The sequence below is a fragment of the Thioalkalivibrio sp. AKL9 genome, from assembly GCF_000377825.1.
Lineage (GTDB): Bacteria > Pseudomonadota > Gammaproteobacteria > Ectothiorhodospirales > Ectothiorhodospiraceae > Thioalkalivibrio > Thioalkalivibrio versutus.
In genome coordinates this window covers 96,288-111,401 of record NZ_KB905110.1, presented here as the reverse complement: position 1 = coordinate 111,401, position 15,114 = coordinate 96,288, and the positions used below count along the sequence as shown (strand labels likewise).

Annotated in this window: 19 protein-coding genes; 7 read left to right on the top strand and 12 right to left on the bottom strand. The window is 68.7% G+C overall.

From position 1 onward, the window contains the following. The first annotated feature begins 156 nt into the window (after positions 1 to 156). From D573_RS0109140 to D573_RS0109125, 4 genes are all read left to right on the top strand, one after another. On the top strand, positions 157 to 648 hold the full coding sequence (locus D573_RS0109140; protein ID WP_018938071.1) for an Lrp/AsnC family transcriptional regulator: 492 nt from the start codon (positions 157 to 159) through the stop codon (positions 646 to 648). Between the two features lie 354 nt (positions 649 to 1,002). Beyond that, positions 1,003 to 1,620, top strand: coding sequence for a transcriptional repressor LexA (gene lexA / locus D573_RS0109135; protein WP_018938072.1), 618 nt, complete (start codon positions 1,003 to 1,005; stop codon positions 1,618 to 1,620). A gap of 3 nt (positions 1,621 to 1,623) precedes the next feature. Beyond that, positions 1,624 to 2,256 carry a translesion DNA synthesis-associated protein ImuA gene (gene imuA / locus D573_RS0109130; protein WP_018938073.1) on the top strand — a complete coding sequence of 211 codons (633 nt, stop codon included), beginning with the start codon at positions 1,624 to 1,626 and terminating at the stop codon, positions 2,254 to 2,256. Positions 2,257 to 2,416: 160 nt separating this feature from the next. Further along, positions 2,417 to 3,850, top strand: coding sequence for a DNA polymerase Y family protein (locus D573_RS0109125; RefSeq protein WP_018938074.1), 1,434 nt, complete (start codon positions 2,417 to 2,419; stop codon positions 3,848 to 3,850). A 14-nt stretch (positions 3,851 to 3,864) separates the two neighbouring features. On the opposite strand, the gene rnk is transcribed toward D573_RS0109125, so the two are convergent. The 5 genes from rnk to D573_RS0109100 all read right to left on the bottom strand — a co-directional run bounded on the left by rnk (position 3,865) and on the right by D573_RS0109100 (position 6,666). Next, a complete protein-coding gene (gene rnk / locus D573_RS0109120) occupies positions 3,865 to 4,275 on the bottom strand; it encodes a nucleoside diphosphate kinase regulator (protein ID WP_018144175.1) in 411 nt (136 codons plus the stop codon). Positions 4,276 to 4,739: 464 nt separating this feature from the next. After that, on the bottom strand, positions 4,740 to 5,087 hold the full coding sequence (locus D573_RS0109115) for a rhodanese-like domain-containing protein (RefSeq protein WP_018170048.1): 348 nt from the start codon (positions 5,085 to 5,087) through the stop codon (positions 4,740 to 4,742). A gap of 49 nt (positions 5,088 to 5,136) precedes the next feature. Next, positions 5,137 to 5,805 carry a thioredoxin family protein gene (locus D573_RS0109110; RefSeq protein ID WP_018175769.1) on the bottom strand — a complete coding sequence of 223 codons (669 nt, stop codon included), beginning with the start codon at positions 5,803 to 5,805 and terminating at the stop codon, positions 5,137 to 5,139. 10 nt (positions 5,806 to 5,815) lie between these two features. Further along, on the bottom strand, positions 5,816 to 6,268 hold the full coding sequence (locus D573_RS0109105) for a glycine cleavage system protein H (RefSeq protein ID WP_018938075.1): 453 nt from the start codon (positions 6,266 to 6,268) through the stop codon (positions 5,816 to 5,818). After that, the gene (locus tag D573_RS0109100) at positions 6,268 to 6,666 is read right to left on the bottom strand and encodes a hypothetical protein (protein WP_026182008.1); all 399 of its coding nucleotides are present in this window, start codon (positions 6,664 to 6,666) and stop codon (positions 6,268 to 6,270) included. Before D573_RS0109100 ends, D573_RS0109105 begins: the two co-directional genes overlap by 1 nt. Positions 6,667 to 6,721: 55 nt before the next feature. Here D573_RS0109100 and D573_RS0109095 point away from each other — a divergent pair, with 55 nt between their 5' ends. Together D573_RS0109095 and D573_RS0109090 are read left to right on the top strand one after the other, a co-directional pair. Further along, positions 6,722 to 7,348, top strand: a complete 627-nt coding sequence (locus tag D573_RS0109095) for a hemerythrin domain-containing protein (RefSeq protein ID WP_018938076.1) — start codon at positions 6,722 to 6,724, stop codon at positions 7,346 to 7,348. After that, on the top strand, positions 7,341 to 8,060 hold the full coding sequence (locus tag D573_RS0109090) for a hemerythrin domain-containing protein (protein ID WP_018938077.1): 720 nt from the start codon (positions 7,341 to 7,343) through the stop codon (positions 8,058 to 8,060). The genes D573_RS0109095 and D573_RS0109090 overlap by 8 nt, the downstream gene beginning before the upstream one ends. Before the next feature lie 43 nt (positions 8,061 to 8,103). Here D573_RS0109090 and D573_RS0109085 read toward each other — a convergent pair whose 3' ends face one another. The 4 genes from D573_RS0109085 to rluB form a co-directional block, all read right to left on the bottom strand. Then, positions 8,104 to 9,291, bottom strand: coding sequence for a nitrate/nitrite transporter (locus tag D573_RS0109085; RefSeq protein WP_018175766.1), 1,188 nt, complete (start codon positions 9,289 to 9,291; stop codon positions 8,104 to 8,106). Between the two features lie 42 nt (positions 9,292 to 9,333). Beyond that, positions 9,334 to 9,549 (bottom strand): lipopolysaccharide assembly protein LapA domain-containing protein, encoded by a 216-nt coding sequence (locus D573_RS0109080; RefSeq protein WP_018144183.1) that lies wholly within the window; start codon positions 9,547 to 9,549, stop codon positions 9,334 to 9,336. Between the two features lie 79 nt (positions 9,550 to 9,628). Further along, positions 9,629 to 10,270, bottom strand: a complete 642-nt coding sequence (locus D573_RS0109075) for an endonuclease III domain-containing protein (protein ID WP_018938078.1) — start codon at positions 10,268 to 10,270, stop codon at positions 9,629 to 9,631. 5 nt (positions 10,271 to 10,275) lie between these two features. Then, complete coding sequence (rluB, locus tag D573_RS0109070; protein WP_018938079.1) at positions 10,276 to 11,280, bottom strand: 23S rRNA pseudouridine(2605) synthase RluB; 1,005 nt, start codon at positions 11,278 to 11,280, stop codon at positions 10,276 to 10,278. A 59-nt stretch (positions 11,281 to 11,339) separates the two neighbouring features. On the opposite strand from rluB, the gene moaB reads away from it, so the two are divergent. Beyond that, the gene (gene moaB / locus D573_RS0109065; protein WP_018938080.1) at positions 11,340 to 11,876 is read left to right on the top strand and encodes a molybdenum cofactor biosynthesis protein B; all 537 of its coding nucleotides are present in this window, start codon (positions 11,340 to 11,342) and stop codon (positions 11,874 to 11,876) included. A 16-nt stretch (positions 11,877 to 11,892) separates the two neighbouring features. Here moaB and D573_RS0109060 read toward each other — a convergent pair whose 3' ends face one another. The 3 genes from D573_RS0109060 to D573_RS0109050 form a co-directional block, all read right to left on the bottom strand. After that, positions 11,893 to 12,324, bottom strand: a complete 432-nt coding sequence (locus D573_RS0109060) for a DUF488 domain-containing protein (protein WP_018938081.1) — start codon at positions 12,322 to 12,324, stop codon at positions 11,893 to 11,895. 7 nt (positions 12,325 to 12,331) lie between these two features. Beyond that, positions 12,332 to 14,116: an N-acetylglutaminylglutamine amidotransferase gene (locus D573_RS0109055; protein WP_018938082.1), complete on the bottom strand. Its 1,785-nt coding sequence runs from the start codon at positions 14,114 to 14,116 to the stop codon at positions 12,332 to 12,334. Between the two features lie 107 nt (positions 14,117 to 14,223). Continuing rightward, positions 14,224 to 15,111, bottom strand: coding sequence for a LysR family transcriptional regulator (locus D573_RS0109050; RefSeq protein ID WP_018938083.1), 888 nt, complete (start codon positions 15,109 to 15,111; stop codon positions 14,224 to 14,226). Positions 15,112 to 15,114 lie beyond the last annotated feature (3 nt).

Below are 15,114 nucleotides of genomic sequence, written 5' to 3'. Positions count from 1 at the left end.
GCGGCCTCGCCGTGTGGTCGGGTGCCACGCTCCGGATTTCTATCTGTGCATTATCCTAACGCATTGTCCCCGGCATAACCTTGCGTTTTTCCCTAAGAACGCAATAGTTGCGCACTATCCTTGCGCAATAAAGCCACTGTAGAGCAATATTCAACCATGAAATCCGAACCACACCGACTCGACCGCTATGACCGCCGCATCCTCGAGATCCTGCAGGAGGATGCGAGCCTGTCCAATCAGGCCCTGGCCGATCGCGTGGGGCTCAGCCCCTCCCCCTGTCTGCGTCGGGTACGTGCGCTGGAACAGGCCGGCGTCCTGTTGAGCCGCGTAGCCCTGCTGGATCGGCGCAGCCTGGGGCTGGAGCTGACCGCCCTGATCCATATCGGCATGGACCGCCACACCCCGGAGCGCTTCGCCCACTTCGAGGAGACCGTGGCGAGCTACGCCGAGGTCCAGCACTGCTACCTGATCACCGGCCAGTCGGCGGACTACATGCTGCAGGTGGTCGTCCCCGACATGGATGCCTACCAGGAATTCCTGCTGCGCCGCATCACCCGACTGGAGGGCGTGGACAGCGTCCATTCCAGCTTCGTGCTGCGCCGCGTGGTCGACCGCACCGCCCTGCCACTGGACTACACCCCCACCTGAATACCACATCAAGACCCAGGGCGGATTGACCACGAAGGCACGAAGAAAGGCAAGGGCCGGCAGGATGTGATGAGCGAAGCGAAGCGCATCGTGTAGCCATCCCAAGGGTGGCGAGGTTCCCGGATCGATGCGTTTCGCTTCGCTCAACAGCATCCTACGCCCGGGCCGCAACACCTCCCTGGGTTTTCTCCGTAATCCTCTGTGGCGCAACCGCCCTTGACCTTCTTCGTGCGCTTCGTGGTGGAACAAACCGGCCGTCAGGAGCAAACACGCACTCCGGATGGATGCGCCGCTCTTGTCCTCGCGCCAGCGACCCCTGTACTGTATATATAGACAGCAACCGGAGGGTGCCCCGTGTCGCTCACTGCACGCCAGCAAGCCATCTTCGACTACATCGCCGAGACCATCGCCACCCAGGGCACGGCACCGACCCGCAGCGAGATCGCCCGGGCCTTCGGCTTCCGCTCGCCCTACGCGGCCGAGTGCCATCTGAAGGCCCTGGAGAAGAAAGGCACGATCGAACTGCTGGGCGGCACCTCCCGCGGCATACGCCTGCCGGGCGCCGCCCGTGGCGCACCGGCCGAACTCCCTCTGGTCGGGCGCGTCGCCGCCGGCTCGCCGATCCTTGCCACCGAGCATATCGAGCGCCACTATCGGGTCGACGACGCCCTGTTCCGCGGCCGCCCGGACTATCTCCTGCGCGTACACGGCGAGAGCATGCGCGACGCCGGCATCCTCGACGGCGACCTGCTGGCCGTGCGCCAGACCCCGGAGGCCCGGCCCGGCCAGATCGTGGTCGCCCGCATCGAGGACGAGGTCACCGTCAAGCGCTTCGCGCAGGACGGCCCGAAGGTGCGCCTGCTCCCGGAGAACCCCGACTTCGCCCCCATCGAGATCGACCTCGAGCGCCAGGAACTGGCCATCGAGGGGATCGGCGTGGGCGTACTGCGCGATCTCGAACCCCAGACCTAAGCCATGGGCGCGCTGGATACCCTGCTCGACCACCCGGCGCTCTGGCGCGGGCGCAGTGCTGCCCCGGCCACGGATGCCCCGGTCTGGCCCAGTGGCCATACGGAACTGGACCGGGCCCTGGGCGGCGGCTGGCCGCGCGGCCAGCTGATCGAACTGCTGGGGGCCCCGTTCGGCTGTGGCGAGACCCGGCTGCTGGTCCCCATGCTGGCCGCCTGCGGCCGCGACGGCTACTGGATCGCGGTGATCGCGCCCCCGGCCACGCCCTGGCTGCCGGGCTGGCAGACCCTCGGAATCCCGCCGGAGCGGGTCCTGCTGATCCACACCGAGCACGACCGCGACACCCTGTGGGCCGGCGAACAGTGCCTGCGCGATCCCGCCTTTGGCGTCCTGCTCGCCTGGCTGCGCGGCCCCGTGGAGACGGCCCTGCTACGCCGGTTGCGTCTGGCTGCCAGCGAGAGCCGGGCCTGCACGATCCTGTACCGGCCACCAAACGCCGCGGCACAGCCTTCGCCGGCCCACCAGCGCCTGCGCTGGCAGCCCGCGGCCTCCGGCCTGGAACTGCACTGCCTGAAGGGGGCCGGCCACTGGGCCCGCTCCGGCCACCCCCTGCAGGTTCCCGAACCACCGGAGGCCTGAGATGGGCCAGCCTGCCCGTCCCTCGCGTGCGGCCACACACCCGGAGCCGGTCCGACAACAACTGAGCCTGCTTCCGGCCGCAGCCCTGCCCGCCACCGCACCCCGGCCACCGGAGACGCACACCGCCACCCGCGCCGCCCGGCCGCGGCAGGAACACTGGATGGCAATCGACCTGCCGCACCTTGCGCTGGATGCGCTGGCCCGGACGGAGCCGGACCCCGGGCGGCTTCAGCGCCCCCTGCTGGTGGTGGAATCCGACCCTGCCCCCCGAGTGCACGCCGCCAACCGCGCCGCCCGCCAGGCGGGTGCCCGCCCCGGCATGGCGCTGGGGGATGCCCTGGCGGTGCTGGATACCCCGGAACTGGTCGAGCATGCCCCGGACACCCTGCAGGCCCAACTGGAGATGCTGGCCGGCGTACTGCTGCGGTTCTCCGATCACGTGCACCCGGAGCCGGAGGCACAGCGCATCCTGGTGGAGGTCGGGCGCAGCCGCCGCCTGTTCGGCGGCCTCGAGGCCCTGCGCCACCAGGCGCGGGACACGCTGACCGAACTGGGCTTCCATCCCCGTATTGGCCTGGCCCGCAGCCCCGCCGCCGCGCGCCTGCTGGCCCGCCTGCGCAACCCCGCGATCGCGGAAGACCCCGAGGCCCTGCGCCGCATCCTGTCCCTGGTTCCGCTGGAGGCCCTGCCGCTGGCCGCCGCGACCCGCGAGGGCCTGCGCGCCGTGGGCCTGCGCCAATTGGGCGATCTGCTGCGCCTGTCGCGCCCCGAACTGGCCCGACGCCACGGACCGGAGTTGCTGGACCTGCTGGACCGACTGCTGGCGCGGCGCGCGGAGACCCTGCCCCGCTTTGCGCCACCCCCGGTGCTGGATCTGTCCCTGCGCCTGGAGCACGAGATCCACGCCACGGCGACCCTGGCCTTCCCGCTCAAGCGGCTGCTGCGCCAGGCCGAGGCGCAGTTGCGCGGCCTGAACCGCAGCCTGCAGGGGATGACACTGGAACTGGCCCACCGCGAGGCGTGTACCCGCATCTCACTGGAGCGCGGGCAGCCGGGCATTCGCACCGACGAGTGGCTGCCCCTGTGGCAGACCCGACTGGATCGCGAGACCCTGCCGGCGGCGGTGATCGGCCTGCGCCTGCAGGCACCCCGCTTGCTGGACCCACCGGCCCGGGGCGACAGTCTGCTCGCCGCAGACCCGGCGAGCAGACCACCGGCCGATCAGCTACCCGCCGTGCTGGCTCGCCTGCGCGCCCGGCTGGGCGAGCAGGCCGTCGCCCGCCTGATCAACCGCCGCACACCGAGACCGGAGGATGCCCAGCGGCCGCGACACGATCTCGCCACCACTCCGGCCCCCACCGCTCCAACCCCGGGCCAACGGGCCTGCGGAACTGCCCTCTGGCTACAGGGCCCCGAGCCCGCCGCGCCCCCCGACCAGCCCCAATGGCTGGGACGACTGGAAGATGGCTGGTGGGATCACGGCCAGGACGCGCGCCGCGACTACGCTTGCAGCCGCGACCGTCAGGGCCGCCGGCTCTGGCTGTACCGCTGCCTGCGCAGCGGCCAGTGGTATCGCCAGGGTTACTGGGGCTGAGGGGGGACGCCGCCTCAGCGGTGGTATTCGCCCGCGCGCTCCGGCTGGTACTCGACCTCCTCGATGCGCACGTGCATCTGCCCCCCGCCCGGGCGCGGCCACTCGATCTCGTCGCCCTCGGACAGGCCCAGCAGCGCACTGCCCACCGGCGCCAGGATCGACAGCGTGCCGCCACTCTCGTCCACATCACGCGGGTACACCAGTGTCATCGAGAACTCGTCGCCGGACTCGATCACCCGGAACCGGACCTTCGAGTTCATCGTCACCACCGAACCCGGAACCTCGTGCGAATCCACGACATCCGCGCGATCCAGTTCGGACTCGAGATCGGCCTTGCCGGGGAAACTGCCATCCGGAAGGGACTCCAGCAGCTTGTCCAGGCGCTCCATGTCCGTGGTGGAGACAATGATCTTCGGCTTGTTCACTTTCTTACTCCAGAATGCAGAACGCGCCTCCGGGGAGACGCGCCAGGCAAATAATATTCAGGGAATTTCCGGAAACCGGGAAACTTACTCGGGAGACTAGCCAAGACCCGGCAAAAAAGCCATAGCGCCCATCACAGTGCTCGTAAGCGGGAGCCGCACATAGGGAGACGCTGATTAATTCGCACGTCCGCGCTCGATCGATTTTTCTCGCTGACAAGGCGCGGTGAGCGAAGTGTAGCCGAGCTACATAAGCAAGCCGCAACGCGGTCAGCGGGCCCATTTTCGTCAACAACGGGCGGCCGAGCCCTCAAGGGGTTGGCGCCCCATTTTCCCCGATCCTGCGTTGCGGCGTTTGACCGTAGAGTGACTACGGCGCTGCGCACCGCGCCTTGTCTCGGAAAAAACGGGGCACCAACGCGGACGTGCGAATTAATCAGCGTCTCCCTAGCCTTTGCCTTGCGCCCTCACCGAGGCCAGGTCTCCCGCCACGCCGCGTAGCCCCCGCGCAGCACATGCGCATTGATACCCATCGTGCGCAGGCTGTCGGCCACGAGCTGGGACCGGCCGCGACCGCCACAGAACACCACGACGGGCTGGTCCGCATCCGCCATATGAGACTCGATACCGGCCTCTAGCTTGGGCCGCGGGATGTTGATCGCGCCCTCGATCGTCCCCGCGGCCGCCTCCTCGGGCTGGCGCACATCCACCAGCAGAAACGGTTTCTCTTCCTCGAGCCAGCGCGCCACCTCCCCTGGTTCCAGATGCGGCAGGCTTTGTTCCAGCTCGCGAATACGCTTCTCGAAAAGACTCACAGGAGGACTCCGTTGGCTGCGTGAACCGCAAGTTTAGCGCGCGCCCGGGTCACAACGACGGACGTACCAGCAGCGGGACCACCCGAAGGGTGAACAGGACCAGCCCGACCAGCGCCGCCACCGCACCCACCGCCGTCAACATCGCAACGCCCAGGATCCAGCCGAGCCCCATGCCCAGCACGGCCAGATGCACCAGGACCTGCGGCGTCCAGGCCCACAGCCAGCCACTGGCGATCGGGTGGCCGGTAAAGCGCGGCAGCATGTGCTCGCCAAGCCCCATGATCAGCAACAGAAGAAAACCCAGGGTAAAGCCATGCAGCGCGGCCGGACGCGCCGCACCCTCGAGGAAGAACCCGCCCAGTGGCAACGCGGCACCCGCGATCAGCAGCCAGATCATCGCGCCCAGCACCGAGGCCCGGCTGGAGGCCGACAACCCCAGCCCGACATGGCGCGCGGCCTTCTGTGTGCGTTCCGGGGCCTCCGCCACCAGTGCGGTCGCGGCGGTGCGATCCAGCAGCCCGATGTGCTTGAGCTCGCCATCCACCACCACGGCCGGGATCGACCGGATGCGCAGCCGGGTCGCCAGTTCGCGCCCTTCGGGCTGGCCCATGTCGACCACCGCGAAGTCGATCTGTTTGTTTTCCGCAACCTCGCGCCAGATGCGCTCGGCATCGTGGCAGGAGGCGCACCACTCGGACACCAGCAGTTCCACTTTCATGATCCCGCCCTTAGTCCGCGCAGCGCATGCAGTGGATGTCGTAGCGATCGACCCATTGTTTCAGACCGGCAATCGCCTCGGCCCCGGTATGTAGCCGCTCCAGCGCCGCTTCCGGATCGTCCGGGCGCATCACCACGACCCAGGCAGCGGTATAGGGGGCCACGTTCACCAGCCCCGGATCGGCCTCCACGGCCGGATTGATGCGCTCAATGGTGCCGTCGAACGGCGTAGGGATGCCCCCCGCCCACTTGCCGGACTCCAGCCGCGCCACCGGCTTGCCCGCGGCGCGGTGCGAACCCGGCTTGCGAAAGCGGAAGTACTGCACCCGCCCCGCCATGGTCTGGGCGGGATCGGTAATCCCGAGGGTAAAGGTGCCGTCGTCCTCCGGACGGACCCAGACATAATCCAGGTCATAGAACAGGTCGTCCGGCAACTCGCAGCCGTTGTATTCCGTATGACTCATTACGCCCCCTTCGGACCGTAGTGACGCACGGTGAGTGCAATGTTCAGTGCGAACAGGATCATCGCCCCCCAGGCCATCGCCCCGCCGACCGCGACGGTCGGGTTATGAAAGACCAGCCAGCCCGCGATCATCACCAGGAGCCCGAGATTCGCCAGCAGGAACTGCACATGGCCCAGGCGCTCGGAGAACAGCGAACGTCCGGAAAAGCGCGGCAACACATGCAGACCCACGCCATAGATCATCATGGTCACGAACCCCAGCAGCATCAGGTGGCCATGGATGCGCGGCACATTGCCGGGGATCAGGCCGGGATGGGCCAGCCAGAGGATGCCGAGCAGCCCGCCCAGCAGGGCATAGGCGAGGGCCGCGAGGATGAACATCCGGTTCCGAGGGTGCATCAAAAGCTCCAGGCCAGGTTTCGCACAGCATACTTTAAGCTATATTCAATTTACATTGATCGAGATCAAGACGGGGCGCGAGCGCTTCGGCGAAAGTCGCCTGCTTGTTGACCACTCTGCGAAGGTCCGATACCCCATGCACGCGCAACTCCACGAAAGTGTTCCCGGATTCCAGCAGCCCATCGAGTTGCTGCGGGCGTGCCATCGCCGAATCCTCAACTCTCTGGACATCCTCGAGCGCCTGCCCGCCCATTTGGCCGACAAAGGCGCCGACGAAGAGGCCCGAGGCGCCGCGCAACGGGTCCTGAACTACTTTCACGAGGCAGCGCCCAACCACCACGCGGACGAGGACCAGGACCTGTTCCCCGTGCTGCGCCAGCACTGTGGCCACCCCGAGAGTCATCCACAACTGTGCGAATGGCTGGACCGCCTGACCGCCGAACATGACGAGATCGAGGCCGGCTGGGATCGACTGGAGCCGGCCCTGCAACGCATCGCCGCGGGCCAGCCGGCGGACCTCGACGGGGCCGACGCCTGGATACGCCAATACCGCATCCACCTCGATCTGGAAGAGCGCGCCGTACTCCCCTTTGCCGAGCACCTGCTAGGCCCGGAAGACCGCCGCGCCATCGGTGCCGCCATGGCCGCACGCCGGGGTATCGCGAGCGCAGACCGTGGCTGATTTCGTACTCGACCTCCGCGGCCTGGCCGAGCATGCCCACACCCGCGCGTACTACACCCTGCGCGAACTGCGCAGCGGTCAGGTCTTCGAGGTCTGGCTGGATCAGGAACCGAAGATGCTGATGGACGCGGTCAGCCTGCAGCTGCGTCAGGCCATCCACTGGCGGGTGCTCGAAGACGGCCCGCCCTTGTGGAAGCTCGCGGTACAACGCCGCGAGGACGTCGCCCCGGTGGACCTGGTCGACCTGCTGGAACGCGATCACCTGCGCATCGACCGCCTGTTCGCCAGCGCCCTGCACAAGGTCAACGCCGGCGACCTCGAAGGCGCAGCGCCGGATTTCCACGCCTATGTCGACGGCCTGCGGCGCCACGTGAAGGTGGAAAACGACCTGATCGTCCCCCTGCTGGACCTGCCCCGCAGCCCGAACGGCCAGGATCCCACCTCGATCATGCTGCGCGAGCACGACGAGATCCTGGAACAGACCGCGATGCTGGAACACGAATTCAGCGAAGGCGCGGACGAGGCCTGGGCCGTGGCCCCGTTCTTCGCCCTGATCTCCGGCGCGCTGGCCAAGCACGAAGGCCGCGAGGAACAGAACCTGTTCCCGCACTGGAGCCGCGCCCTGCGCGAACAGCCCGATGCCGCCGCCGAGCTGCTCCAGCGCGCACAGACCCTGCTGACGGCACCCGACCCGGCACCCCACAGCAACTGAGCGCCCCGCATGGCTGCGCGGCCGCCGCAGCCCGGCACTCGTGTCAATCCACGGCTTCCCGGGCGCGATGCGGCGCCGACAGGCGCGCCAGCGCCCAAAGCCCCAGCAACGGGCCGGGCAGCAACAGCCACAGGACCCAAACCCCGCCATCCGCCCATAACCAGCCGGTCAGCCAGATGCCCGGCAGGGTCAGCGCAAAGCCGATCGCATTCATCACGCTCAACGCGGAACCCACGGCATCCTCCGGCGCGCTGTCCGCGGCCAGCGCGGAGAACTGGGGCGAGTCCGCGATCACCGTGAGCCCCCACAGCGCCAGGAGGCCGAACAGCAACCAGGGCGACTGCCCCGCAAGCAGCGGGTACAGCAGACAGGCCAGGCCCGAGGTTGCCAGTGCCACCCGCGCCACACGCAGGCTTCCCAGGCCCCGACTCAGGCGCCCACCCCAGACACAGCCCGCCAGACCCAGCGCGATCACGCCAAAGGCCAGCCACGGAATCAGGGCCGCATCGGCCTCCATCCGTGCGAGCTCACGGGCGACCAGCAGAGGCACCAGCGTCCAGAACGCATACAGTTCCCAGCAGTGCCCGAAGTAGCCCCCGGCCACGGCGCGAAAATCCCGCCGTGCCAGGGCATGGAAGCCCTTCCCGAGCCCCGGCGTGCGCCCCGGTGGCGGCAGATGCGGGCCATCGCCCAGACGCAGGATCATCAGCGCGGCCAGCAGGGCCAGGCCCGAGGCCAGAAGCACGGGCACCGCCCACGGGAAATCGAGCGTGGCGCCACGCAGCAGATGCGGGAGCGCGGTCCCCAGGGTCAGCATTCCGAGCAGCCAGGACAGCGCCCAGCCCTTGTACTGCGGGGTCCAGCCGATCACCAGCTTCATGCCCAGCGGATAGACCCCGGCCAGTGCCAGCCCGACCAGAAAGCGCGTCAGCAGGGCCAGCTCCCAGACGCCGGCGAGCAGGATGAAGATGGCGTTGAGTCCGGCCCCGAAAAGCGCCGAAATGGCGAACACACGACTGGCGCGAAAGCGGTCCGCCAGCCCCGTGGCGGCGACCGCCAGGGTCCCGGTGATGAAACCGAGCTGGGTGGCCATCGTGAGCCAGCCGATCTCGGCGGGCGACCACCCCAGTGCCTGCTGCAGCGACAGCCCGACCCCGTTGACCGAAAACCACAGCGACGTCCCGAATAGCTGCGCCACCACGATCACCGCCAGCGGATGGCGGCGGATCATGTCAGCCATCGAGGGATGCCGCCCCGAAGGACACCACGCGGCTCAACGACTGGCGCCGCGTATCCAGCGCTTCAGCAACGCGACCAGGGCACCCCCGGAGACCAGGCCCAGCAGGTAGATTCCGACAATCAGCAGCGCCAGTGGCAGGGTTACGTACAGGGTGAGGAAGTTGAGCGTTACGAGACGCAGGTTCTGGATCGCAAAGATCGCAACCACCGCGACGAACACGATAATCAACAGGGTGTACAGGTAACGCATGGGACCTCCCTGGTCAGTCGGACATGCCTCTCAGGTTCCGGCGCCCCGCCGCGGGCGTCAAGCGGCCGGGCGGTGGGTTTCAGGCCTCGGCGTGGGTGCAGTGCCGCCGCACCGGACAGGCATCACAGCGCGGCCGCGGCCGGCAGCGCTCCTTGCCATGTTCCACGATCAGCGCATGCAGGTCGTTCAGCGCCGCCACATCCGGCCCCAGAGCCACCTCGACGTGCTCGCGCAGCGCATCGTACGGAGCCCGTGCCTGCGGCAGGTCCAGACGTTCGAACAACCGGCGGGTATAGGCATCCACCACGAACACCGGGCGCCCGAAGGCGTACAGCACGATATCGTCGGCGGTCTCCGGTCCGACACCCTTGACCCCCAGCAGCGCCGCGCGCAGCGCGTCGGTGTCCAGCGCCGCCAGACCCTCAATCCCGCCGGACGCCTCCAGGAAGGCCAGCAGGTGGCGCAGGCGATCCGCCTTCACGTTGAAATAGCCACTGGGACGAATGTGTTCGGCCAACTCTTCCCGGCTCAGGGCCATCAAGCCCTCCGGCGACAGCGCGTCGATACCGCGCAAGTTGGCCAGCGCCTTCTCGACGTTGGTCCAGCTGGTGTTCTGCGTCAGCACCGCGCCAACCATCACCTCGAACGCCGTCTCCGCCGGCCACCACTGCAGGTCGCCGTACTCCGCGCGCAGGGCATCCAGAAGCTCGGGGATCCGCACAGGAGCTACCGCTGACGGCTACCGCCCGGTTTACCACCGCCGCCCGAGCGGCCGCCGGGTCGACCTCCCGCAGGCTTCGCGCCCCGGGAGCCGCCGCGACCCGCGGGGGACGAAGACTTGCCCGGCTTCTTCGGCGGCGACGAACTCCAGCCGTCCTCGCGCGCCGCCCGGCTGGTGCGGGCCTTGCCCGCCGGCGCCGCCTTGCCGGGGCGTTGATCCCGCGGTTTGCCGCGCGGATCGCGTCGCGGGCCGCCGCGACCGCGCGTGCGCACGGAGTCGGGCACGGGCAGGTCCGACGCCTCGTACAACCCGGCCACCTCGCGGGTCTCCAGATCCCGCACCGCACCGGTCTTCAGCCCGTGCCCGAGGACCACCGGCCCGTAGCGCACCCGGATCAGGCGGCTGACCGTGACCCCGACCGCATCCCACAGGCGGCGCACCAGCCGGTTGCGGCCTTCGCTGACCACCACATGAAACCAGTGATTGGCGCCTTCCCCACCCTGCTCTTCCAGACTGTCGAAACGGGCCGCGCCATCCTCCAGTTCCACGCCTTCGCGCAGCATGTCCTGGGTCGCCGGCGGCACCTCGCCCAGCACGCGCACCGCGTACTCGCGTTCCAGGGCCATGCTCGGGTGCATCAGCCGGTTGGCCAGTTCGCCATCGGTGGTGAACAGCAGCAGGCCCGAGGTATTCAGGTCCAGCCGTCCCACGGCCACCCAGCGCTGCCCCTTCAACCGCGGCAGGCTGGCAAACACCGGCCGCCGCCCCTCGGGGTCCGAGCGGCTGCAGATCTCGCCCACCGGCTTGTGATACACGATCCACCGATGCGGATGCTCCGGGCGCCGCACGATGCGCCCGCGCACGCGGATCACGTCGTGCTCGTCGACCTGGTCGCCCAGCTTCACGGTGCGGTTGTTCACCTGCACCTCGCCGCGCTCGATCCAGCCCTCGATCTCGCGCCGCGAACCCAGCCCGCGCGCCGCCAGGACCTTCTGTACCCGCTCCGACATTCCCGGAACTCCAGCAACTCATTAAGATGGACGCCACGATACACCAACAGGACGTTGCCATGACCGATTCCGCGCCGGAAACCACGCCCGTCAAGACACCGCTGAACATCGCTGTGCTCACCGTCTCCGACAGCCGCGAACTCGCGGAGGACCGTTCCGGCGACGCCCTGGTGGAACGCCTTGAAAGCGCCGGTCACCGGCTGGCCGAGCGCAAGATCGTGAAGGACGACATCTATGCCATCCGCGCCGAACTCTCGCGCTGGATCGCCGATCCCGATATCGACGCGGTGCTGACCACCGGCGGCACCGGCATTACCGGCCGCGACGGCACCCCCGAGGCCGCCTCGGTGCTGCTGGACAAGACCATCGAGGGCTTCGGCGAGCTGTTCCGCATGCTCTCGTATGAGGAGATCGGCACCTCCAGCCTGCAGTCGCGCGCCCTCTCCGGCGTCGCGAACGGGACCTACCTCTTCGTGCTGCCCGGCTCCACCGGCGCCTGCCGCACCGCCTGGGACCGCATCATCCGCGCCCAGCTCGACGACCGCACCATGCCCTGCAACCTCACCATGCTGATGCCGCGCCTGAAGGAATCCTGAGGGAGACGCGGCGCGGTCAATCCGGATCCGATCCTGGCTCGTCGGGTGCGAAGCATACCGGCGAGGCCCACTCGCCATTCGCCGCCTCTTCGGCCCATTCGGCCTCGAGGAGATCGCGCAGGACCGCAGCATGGCTGTGCTCCACGTCCCGGGTCGCCGTTAGCAGGGTCAGGCGGCCACGCCGGGCATACCCCAGCAACCGGGCCCATGCCTCCTCGGGGGCTGCTCCCAGTTCCGCCCGGTACCGGCGACGAAACTCGGGCCAGCGCTCCACGTCGTGGCCGAACCAGCGGCGCAGATCCGCGGACGGGGCAAGGGACTTTTCCCAGGCATCCAGCGCGAGCGCCGATTTCTTCATGCCGCGCGGCCACAGGCGGTCGACCAGCACACGGGCCCCATCCCCGGGATCGACCGGGTCGTAGACGCGCCGGATCCGCACCCGTTCCATACGGCGATTACCGGTCCACGTGGGTCTGCAACCAGTACTCCAGCAGGGCGGCGTGCCAGAGCTTGGAGCCCTGGATACGGGTGAAGTACTCATCCGGGGCGTCCAGCAGCTTGTCGATGTAGGCCGGCTGGTAGAGGCCGCGCTCGCGGGCGGCGCGCGAGGTGAGGATGTCACGCATGAACTCGAGGAAGTCGCCTCGAACGTACTTCAGCGCCGGCACCGGGAAGTAGCCCTTGGGCCGGTCCAGCACCGCGTCCGGCAGCCGGCCGCGGGCGATGCGGCGCAGGACGTCCTTGCCGCCATCGCCCAGCTTCAGGTGGGGCGGCATCGCGGCGGCGGTCTCGACCAGCTCGTGATCGAGGAACGGCACCCGCGCCTCCAGGCCGAACGCCATGGTCATGTTGTCCACGCGTTTGACCGGATCGTCCACGATCAGCGTGGTCGCATCCAGCGCCAGCACCGCGTCGATGAAGGAATCCGCGCGGTCGGTCTCGAGCTCGGAGAACTGTTCGCGCAGCCAGTCGCCGGTCACGTCGTTCGCCGGCGGATGGCGCAGCATCTCGGCCATCTCCGGGTGGTCGCGGTCGAAGTAGTGGCGACGGAAGCGCTCCACCCAGTCGCCGTGGCGATCCTCGGCCATTTGCGGATACCAGAAGTAGCCGCCGAAGACCTCGTCGGCGCCCTGACCGGACTGCACCACCTTCACGTGCTGCGAGACCTGCTCGGACAGCAGATAGAAGGCGACCGCATCCTGGCCAAACATCGGCTCGGCCATGGCACCCACCGCCTCCGGCAACCGGGCCAGCACCTGATCGTTGGGGATCAGCGTCGCCTGGTGGTCGGTGGCGTAGCGTTCGGCGACCGGATCGGAGTATTCGAACTCGGAGCCCTTCTCCTCCGGCTGGTCCTCAAAGCCGACCGTAAAGGTGCGCAGGTCCTGCGCGCCCTCCTCCATCGCCAGCGCGACCAGCAGCGAGGAGTCCAGCCCGCCGGAGAGCAGCACGCCCACCGGGACGTCGGCCACCTCCAGCCGCTTGCGCACGGCCTGGCGCAGGGAATGCTCGATACGTTCCTGCCACTCCGCGTCCGATACCGGCTCGGCGGGGCGGTGCGCATGCAGCGTCCAGTAGCGCTGCAACCGCTCCTGGCCACGCGAGTCGATGCTCAGATAGTGCCCCGGCTCCAGCTTGCGGATACCGCGCAGCACGGTGCGCGGCGCGGGTACCACCGCGTGCAGCGAGAACAGCATGTGCAGGGCCTCTGCATCCAGCTCGGTGTCCACGTCGCCGGCCGCCAGCAGCGCCTGGGTGTTCGAGGCAAAGCGGATGCCGTCACCGACGCGGGCCAGGTACAGCGGCTTGATGCCCATGCGGTCGCGTGCCAGCAGCAGGCGCTGGGCGTTGCCATCGAACAGTGCGAACGCGAACATCCCGTGCAGGCGCGCGACGATGCCCTCGCCCCATTCGGCGTAGCCGCGCAGGATGACCTCGGTGTCGCCGGTGGAGAAGAAGCGGTGGCCGCGTCCTTCCAGTTCGCTGCGCAGCGCGCGGAAATTGTAGATCGCGCCGTTGAACACCAGCGCAAGCCCGGTCTCCGGGTCGAACATGGGCTGGTGCGCCCGCTGCGACAGGTCCAGGATCGACAGCCGCCGGTGGCCCAGGGCGACCCGACCGGAGGCCCACAGGCCATCGGCATCCGGCCCGCGCCGCTCCAGGCAGGGCAGCATGCGCGCCACGGCCTCGCTGCTCGCGCGCCGGTCCCCCCAGACGAATTCTCCTGCGATCCCGCACATGGTTGGTTCCTTGTTGTGGTTTCGTGTTGGGTTGTGCTTTGTGGCCATTGTCCGGCGCGGGCGGGGGCTTCGCGGGCAAGCCCGCTCCCACAAGCGATGGTTGGCTACTAAGGCTCGCCTCGGAAGGCCTGTTCCAGTGCGTCCATCAGGGACTGGCTGGCCGCGCCGGCGCGGTCGCGATCGGCATGCGTGATGTAGAACGGCACCGCGTGACGCGCCCCGGCCTCCAGATTCAATTCGACCAGGCCCCCGGCGGCAAGATCCTTGGCGATCCGGTCCTCCGGCATCCAGGCGAAGCCGATACCGGAGCGCAGGATCTCGCAGGCCGTCCCCATGTGCGAGACCGTCCAGCGCTGGTCGGCCTCCACCCAGCCGCCCTCGCCGGAGGCCTGGGCGCCCGAGTCCCGCACCACCACCTGACGGTGTGCCTGCAGGTCGCGCCGTCTCAGCGCCGCCCCGGCCTGTGCCAGGGGATGCGAGGGGTGCGCCACGCAGACCATCGACAGTTCGCCCAGGCAGCTCCCGAGGTAGCCGGATGGCAGTTCCGGGCCCAGCAGGATATCCACCGCCGCGTCGCGCAGCATGTCCGGTCCGCCGTTCAGCACCACCTCGTGCAGCTGGACACGGGTGGCCGGGTAGGCCCGCGAGAACGCCTCCAGGGCCCCGATCACCGGCGCGCGCGGGAGGAGCTGGTCCACCGCCAGCCGGATTTCGGATTCCACCCCCGCGGCCAGCGCCCCGGCCAGGGTCTCGATCTCCGCCGCCTCTTCCAGCAGGTGGCCGGCCCGGCGCAGCAGCGCCTCGCCGGCCGCCGTAAGCACCGCCTTGCGGCCCTGCACCTCGAAGACATCCACGCCTAGCTGTTCTTCCAGCTTCTGCACCGCGTGGTTGATGCTCGACGGACTCTTGTGCACCCGTTCCGCAGCACGTGCAAAGCCGCCGGCTTCCACCACCGCCTGCAGCATGCGCCACTGCTCGAGGGTGACGCGGATCAATCT